The organism is Rhodococcus sp. C26F (assembly GCF_053345925.1).
This window is the reverse complement of record NZ_JBKFBA010000002.1, coordinates 101,679-107,750: the sequence shown is the minus strand read 5'-3', so window position 1 is coordinate 107,750 and position 6,072 is coordinate 101,679. Positions and strand designations below refer to the sequence as shown.

At 70.7% G+C, this 6,072-nt stretch carries 6 protein-coding genes (1 of these 6 cut by a window edge); 3 read left to right on the top strand and 3 right to left on the bottom strand.

Going from position 1 to position 6,072, the window contains the following annotated elements:
* Nucleotides 1-12 precede the first annotated feature (12 nt).
* Nucleotides 13-858, bottom strand: a complete 846-nt coding sequence (locus ACLBYD_RS03565; RefSeq protein ID WP_159418888.1) for a chromosome partitioning protein ParB — start codon at nt 856-858, stop codon at nt 13-15.
* Nucleotides 859-931: 73 nt separating this feature from the next.
* Between ACLBYD_RS03565 and ACLBYD_RS03560 the strand changes: the two genes are divergently transcribed.
* The gene (locus tag ACLBYD_RS03560) at nt 932-1,522 is read left to right on the top strand and encodes a suppressor of fused domain protein (RefSeq protein WP_447815433.1); all 591 of its coding nucleotides are present in this window, start codon (nt 932-934) and stop codon (nt 1,520-1,522) included.
* Nucleotides 1,519-2,628 carry a winged helix DNA-binding domain-containing protein gene (locus ACLBYD_RS03555; protein ID WP_447815432.1) on the top strand — a complete coding sequence of 370 codons (1,110 nt, stop codon included), beginning with the start codon at nt 1,519-1,521 and terminating at the stop codon, nt 2,626-2,628. Before ACLBYD_RS03560 ends, ACLBYD_RS03555 begins: the two co-directional genes overlap by 4 nt.
* Before the next feature lie 18 nt (nt 2,629-2,646).
* Here the strand turns inward: ACLBYD_RS03555 and ACLBYD_RS03550 are convergent, their stop codons facing one another.
* A complete protein-coding gene (locus ACLBYD_RS03550; RefSeq protein WP_447815431.1) occupies nt 2,647-4,455 on the bottom strand; it encodes a hypothetical protein in 1,809 nt (602 codons plus the stop codon).
* Entirely contained in the window at nt 4,452-5,516 is a 1,065-nt protein-coding gene (locus ACLBYD_RS03545) for a magnesium and cobalt transport protein CorA (RefSeq protein WP_447815430.1), read from the bottom strand. Before ACLBYD_RS03545 ends, ACLBYD_RS03550 begins: the two co-directional genes overlap by 4 nt.
* A gap of 132 nt (nt 5,517-5,648) precedes the next feature.
* Between ACLBYD_RS03545 and ACLBYD_RS03540 the strand changes: the two genes are divergently transcribed.
* Nucleotides 5,649-6,072: the start of a PHP domain-containing protein gene (locus ACLBYD_RS03540; protein ID WP_447815429.1), read on the top strand. 437 nt of this gene lie beyond the right edge of the window; only the first 424 of its 861 coding nucleotides appear in the window; the start codon lies at nt 5,649-5,651; its stop codon lies beyond the right edge, outside the window.

The following is a 6,072-nucleotide window of genomic DNA, read 5'->3' as shown; positions in this document are numbered from 1 at the left end:
CCACCGAAGTCGTCAGCGGGGTGCGCGGCTACGGAGCTCGTCGACGATCTCCTCGCTCCACACGTGCCGCCGCACGAGCCGGTACCGCTCGCTCGCGATCCACAGATACACCTCGGCGTCGGTGCGTGAGCGCAGCATTCCCGCTTCGCGGGCCATCGCGACGACGGGGACGAACTCCTCCTCGTACCAGCGACGCGCGACCTCCTCGCGGGTGAGGTACTCGCCGAGATCCTGCATGAGCCGGAAACCCCACGCCTCGACCGCCTCGGCCAGTTCGGCGTACCCCCACGGATCGGACACGCGGATCGCGTCCTGCTCGGCGCCGTGCAGGGGGACGCGGCCGAGGAACATCCGGAAGTGGTCCTTGCGCACGAGATCGGGACGGGCCCTGATGCCCTCCGCGGGCACCTTCGTGGTGATCTCGGTGACGTAGGCGTCGATGGTGCGGTCGCCCTGCGCGTAGGCGATCGACACGCGGTGGTGCCCGTCCTGGACGAAGTGCATCGGGCCCACCCGGTACACGGAGATCGGCGGTATGGCCTCACCGCGGCGCCGCGCGGCCGCGATGCGTTCCCAGCGTGCGCGCAGACGCGCCGAGGTGGGGCGGAAATGCCGGTCGAAGTCGTCGGCGCGGTCGACGCTGCCGACGATCGAGGCGACCTCGATGATCTGCAACCCGAGTCGCCGTTCACCGAGGCGTCCGAGGGCTGCGACGACGTCGTCGAAGGGCAGCACCGTGTTGACGTCGGCCGGTTCGCGGCGCAGCCATGCGATCAGCCGGGCGTACTCGGCGCGCCGGCGTTGCCGGGCGAAATCGTCGCCGGCATCGGAGACCGGAAAACCGGTGTCGCGAGCCACGCTTCGACGGTACCGCGCGGTGCACAGGTCCGGGTGGGAACCGCATGTGCGGGACGGGGACTACATTGCAGGGGTGACCGACGCAGTTCTCGCCACCGTCCGCAGCCACCTCACCGAGCATCTGACCGCGCCGGGTGATCCGGAACCGGAATCGGCGTCGGTGACCTTCCTCGGTCTCGAACCGATCGAGGTCCTCCGATTCCGCGGCGCCGAACTCCTGCGGTACGCGACCCTGGGATGTTCCCGGCACCCGATGGGCGACCCGACCGACATGGTGGCCGACCCGACGCGCGGGCCGCGGGCCGAACTGGTCCTCAGCCTGCGCGACAACGAGGGCGTCACCGCCGACGTCCACCGCACCCTCGCGGTGCTCGCGGCGTTGCCCGCCGTGGAGGGCGTGGTCCTCACCGACGACGCCCTGCTCGATCTCGGGGAACCGCTGTGGCCGGGTGCTCCGTTCACCGCGGTGTTGCTCGAGACGGCCGACGTGCCGTCGCTGGAGTTGCCCGAGCCCTCCGATCCGGTCCACTTCTTCGAGGCCCGCCCGATCACCGGTACCGAGGCGGCCTGGAAGCGGCTGAAGGGAACCGAGGCGCTGCGCGAGGCGTGGGAGGAAGCAGGCATCGACCTGAGCGACCCGCGCCGGGCGCAAGCACGTCTGTGACCGTCCCGGTTCTCACCGACCGCGCGCTCGGACGCGCCACGCTGGCCCGCCAGCACCTGCTGCGGCGGAGCAGCACGGATGCCCTGTCGATGATCGAGCACCTGCTCGGGTTGCAGGCCCAGGCACCGCTCGCCCCGTATTTCGCGCTGTGGACCCGCATACGGAACTTCCGGCCCGACGCGTTGTCGGATCTGCTGGAGTCGCGGGCGGTCGTCCGGATCGCGTTGATGCGCGGCACCGTGTTCGCGGTCTCCGGCGCCGACGCGCACGCGCTGCGCCCGTGGGTGCAGCCGGTGCTCGACCGGGGCGTCGACGCGAACAAGGCCCACCGCATCGGCCTCGACGGCCTCGACCGGTCGGCGCTCGTCTCGGTCGCCCGGGATCTGCTGGCGGGCACCCCGATGAGCCAGGCCGAGTTGCGACCGTTGCTCGCCGAACGGTTCCCCCAGCAGGATCCGACCGCGCTGGCACACGCGGTGCGGTGCCTGCTCCCGCTCGTGCAGGTGCCGCCGCGCGGACTGTGGGGACGATCGGGGCAACCTCGCCTGGCGCACCTCGACGAGTATGTCGGCCCGCCGCCCGCGTTTCCCGGCCCCGATCGGTTGATCCTGCGGTACCTGGCCGCCTTCGGTCCCGCGAGTGTCAAGGACGTGCAGACCTGGTGCGGCCTGACCCGGCTCGCCGAGATCGTCGACAGCCTCCGCCCACAACTCGTCGTGTTCCGGGACGAACGCGGAACGGAACTGTTCGACCTGCCCGACGCGCCGCGACCCGACCCGTCGGCCACTGCTCCCGTACGGATCCTCGCGCCGTTCGACAACGTGCTTCTCTCGCACGCCGATCGCACCCGGTTCGTCTCGGAGGAGCACCGCAAGCGCATCATGGCGGAGAACGGGATCATCGCACCCTTGCTGCTCGTCGGGGGCACTGTCGCGGGCAGTGCGCGCGTGATCACCGACCGGACTACCGCCGCCGTGGAGATGGCGCTGTGGCGGACGGTCACGGCGACCGCGCGGTCGGCGCTCGAAGCCGAGGGCATGCGACTGCTGAACTTCGCGGCACCAGAGGTCGAGACACACGACGTGCGGTTCGTCGACGCCCGCTGAGCCGCCTCCGACCCGCCGTCACCCCCGCGGCACGACCACTCCGAGCGATCCGGCACCGAGGCACACGGTGGTGCCGGGAGTGGACGAGCGCGCCTGCAACGCCGACCCGTCCCCGGAGACACGGACGTACACCGTCCCGAGTCCTTCGGTGACGGGCACCGTGACGGATGCGTGGCCGGGGAAACCGAGGTCGATCGTGCCGTCGGCGGAGGCTCGGTAGTTCACCTGCACGGTCCACTCCCAGTCGCCCGCGGGGGAGTCGAGCGGCACGGCCGTGACGGCATCGGTGGTGACGCGATGACCGCAGTCGGGCTCGGGGCCGGGCGGGACGAAGCGCAGCGGCAGCAGGTCGGCGGGAGTGCGGTGTCCGAGATCGTCGAGGACCCACAGGTCGGTCGCGTGGTCGCGGATGTCGGACCGGCCGGGCAACGCGGAGAAGACGGACCCCACCAGGTTGTGCGGGTAGGTCACCGGCAACAGGATCCACACCGACACCGGGTGATCGAGGACGGGCTCGTCGGGCCGGGCGGTGAGCGCGGCCTTCGCCGCCCCGAGATAGTCGCCCGTCGGATTGTCCGACCAGCTGCGCGCGAACGTCACGGTCGACCACAGCGAGCCGACGGTGAACACGGCCGCGCAGGTCCAGGCGGTCGCTCGAACGGCGCGAGGACGGGACGTCGTGCCCCGCCGCGGGGCGCGCAGGATCAGCGCCGCGGCGATCGCGACGACCACCGCGGAGTCGGCGAAGTAGCGCAGCGTGCGCGCGAGTTCGTAGGTGGTCTCCGGGCCGAAGCGCGTGCTGATCATCGCCGCGAGCGAGGCCAGGACGTAGGCGATCACCGCGAGCCACACCGGCCCGGTCCGGTGCCGCCGGCGCACCGTCCACACCGCCGCACCCGCGACGGCGAGCCACGCGACGACGACGAGCACGAGCGGAGGATCGGCCCAGGGCGGGCTCGGATTCCACCGTTCCCACTCCCACGGACCACCGAGCAGTGAGGGCAACAGTCCGTAGGAGATGCCGTGATGGGTCAGTCCGGCCACCATCGACCACGGCGGGATCCCGAAGCGGGACTCGACCACCGTCGCGTAACCGACCGCCCACACGATCAGCACAGCCGTCGACCCGAGCCACAACGGCCGGGCCTGCGTCCATGTGCTGCGGATCGGCCGCGTGAGTCCGTCGACGTGGTGTGCGAGCGCGACCGTCGCGAACGCGGCGAACGGAACGAGGACCGACTTCTCGAAGAACACCAGGGCCACCGCGGTGACGACGAGGGCGCTCACGAGATGACGCCGTCGACCGGTCCTGCTGTACTGCAGCGCATCTCCCGCCACCCAGGCCAGCGCGGCCTGCAGCGGCAACGCGTTGAGCGCGGCCGACCACCACGCGAAGGCCGGAAGCGTCAGCGGCGTGACGAGATAGAACAGCAACGGTCCCCACAGCGCGCGTCGCGGGCCGAGCAGCAACCAGAGCACCCGCAGCACCGCCAGCGACGCGAGCAACTGACCGATCACGAGCGAGGCCGCCACCGGCCACCATTCCAGCGGCGCGATCGCCGTGGCGATCCCCGCCACGAGGAAGGCGGCGGGCATCAGGTGACCGTCGTGGTCGTACCGCAGGAAGTCGTCGGACAGCAGCGGATACGAACCCGCGCGCCCGACGAGGATCAGGTCGTCCCAGTAGAACTCGCCGGTCGCGGCCACCACGGTCCGGAGGATCGTCTGCAGCAGGATCAGCGCGAGGGCGACGGCGAGCACGTGGCGCCGCGGCGATCGCGCCGCCTGCGCAGCGTGTGTCGGGGCTCGGTCGAGTTCGGTCGTCACAGCCAGTTGTTGCGCCTGAAGGTGACGAACAGTCCCACGGTGATCGCGACGATCGCGGAGAGCACGACGTAATAGCCGTATTCCCAGTGCAGTTCGGGCATGCGATCGAAGTTCATGCCGTAGATCCCGGCGATCATCGTCGGCACGGCGGCGATCGCGACCCACGCGGAGATCTTGCGCATGTCGGTGTTCTGCTGCACGGTGACCTTCGCGATCGCCGCGTCGAGCAGCGTGCCGAGCGTCTCGTCGAAGGCCGCGATGCGGTCGGACACCGTCGTGTGGTGGTCGGCGACGTCGCGGAAGTAGCGCCGGACATCCTTCGGGATCGGGTTGCCGGGAGCTCGGATGAGTTGCTGCAGTGGTTCGGCGAGCGGCACGACGGCCCGGCGCAGCTGCACGATCTCGCGTTTGAGCATGTAGATCTGGTCGACCGCGATCCGCGTGTCGGGGGTGAACACGAGCTCCTCGATGTCGTCGACGTCGGGTTGCACGGCCGTGGTGACGGCGAGATAGGAGTCGACCACGTGGTCGGCGATCGCGTGGAGCACGGCCGCCGGACCGCGGGACAGATGATCGGGGTCGCGTTCGAGGCGCTTGCGCACGTGCGAGAGCTCGGAGTGGTCGCCGTGCCGCACGCTCACGATGAAGTCGGGGCCGGTGAACAACATGATCTCGCCGGTCTCGACGATGTCCTTGGTGGTCGTCACCGACTCGTGCTCGATGTAGCTGACGGTGCGCAGCACCAGGAACAGCACGTCGTCGTAGCGCTCGAGCTTCGGCCGCTGGTGGGCGTGGACGGCGTCCTCGACCATCAGCTCGTGGAGTCCGAAGGTGTGCGAGACGTTCGTCATCTGCTCCTCGTCGGGGTGGTGCAGCCCGAGCCACACGAATCCCGTACCGCGCCGACGTACCTCTGCCACCGCCTCGGTGTGGCTGTAGCGGCCGGGCAGGCGGTGCCCGTCGACGTAGACCGCGCAGTCGACCACCGCTTGCTCGGTGGGGACGGTGGGGACCGGGGGAGTGGGGCCGCGACGGGTGGCACGAGAAGGCTGGTGCGGCATGTTGTCCTTCCTCACGGCATGCCGCTGGGACGCGGCCCGGTCGCAGGCCCGCGGCGCGGCGGTCGCCCGTCGATGGGGACCGGGCGGGGCAGCTCCAATCATGCTAGCCCGCCGACCTGACAGACTGGTGGCGTGCGTATCGATCTCCACACCCACTCGTCCGCATCGGACGGCACCGACCGTCCCGCGGAACTGGTCCGTGCTGCTGCCCGGGCGGGTCTCGACGTCGTGGCCCTGACCGACCACGACACGACCGCGGGATGGGACGAGGCCGCAGCGGCCCTGCCGACGGGCCTGCGTCTCGTCCGGGGAATGGAGATGTCCTGCACGGGACGCGGGGAGGACGGCGCCCCGGTCGCCGTGCACCTGCTGGCCTATCTGTTCGACCCGCACGATCCGGTCTTCGTCGCCGAACTCGAGCGGCTCCGTGGCGAACGGGTGTCGCGGATCCGGGCGATGGGTGTGCGGATGGCGGACGACGGTCTGCCGATCGACATCGACGCAGTGCTCGCCGAGGCGGGCCCCGCCGCGGGCCGGCCCCATCTGGCGCGGGCGC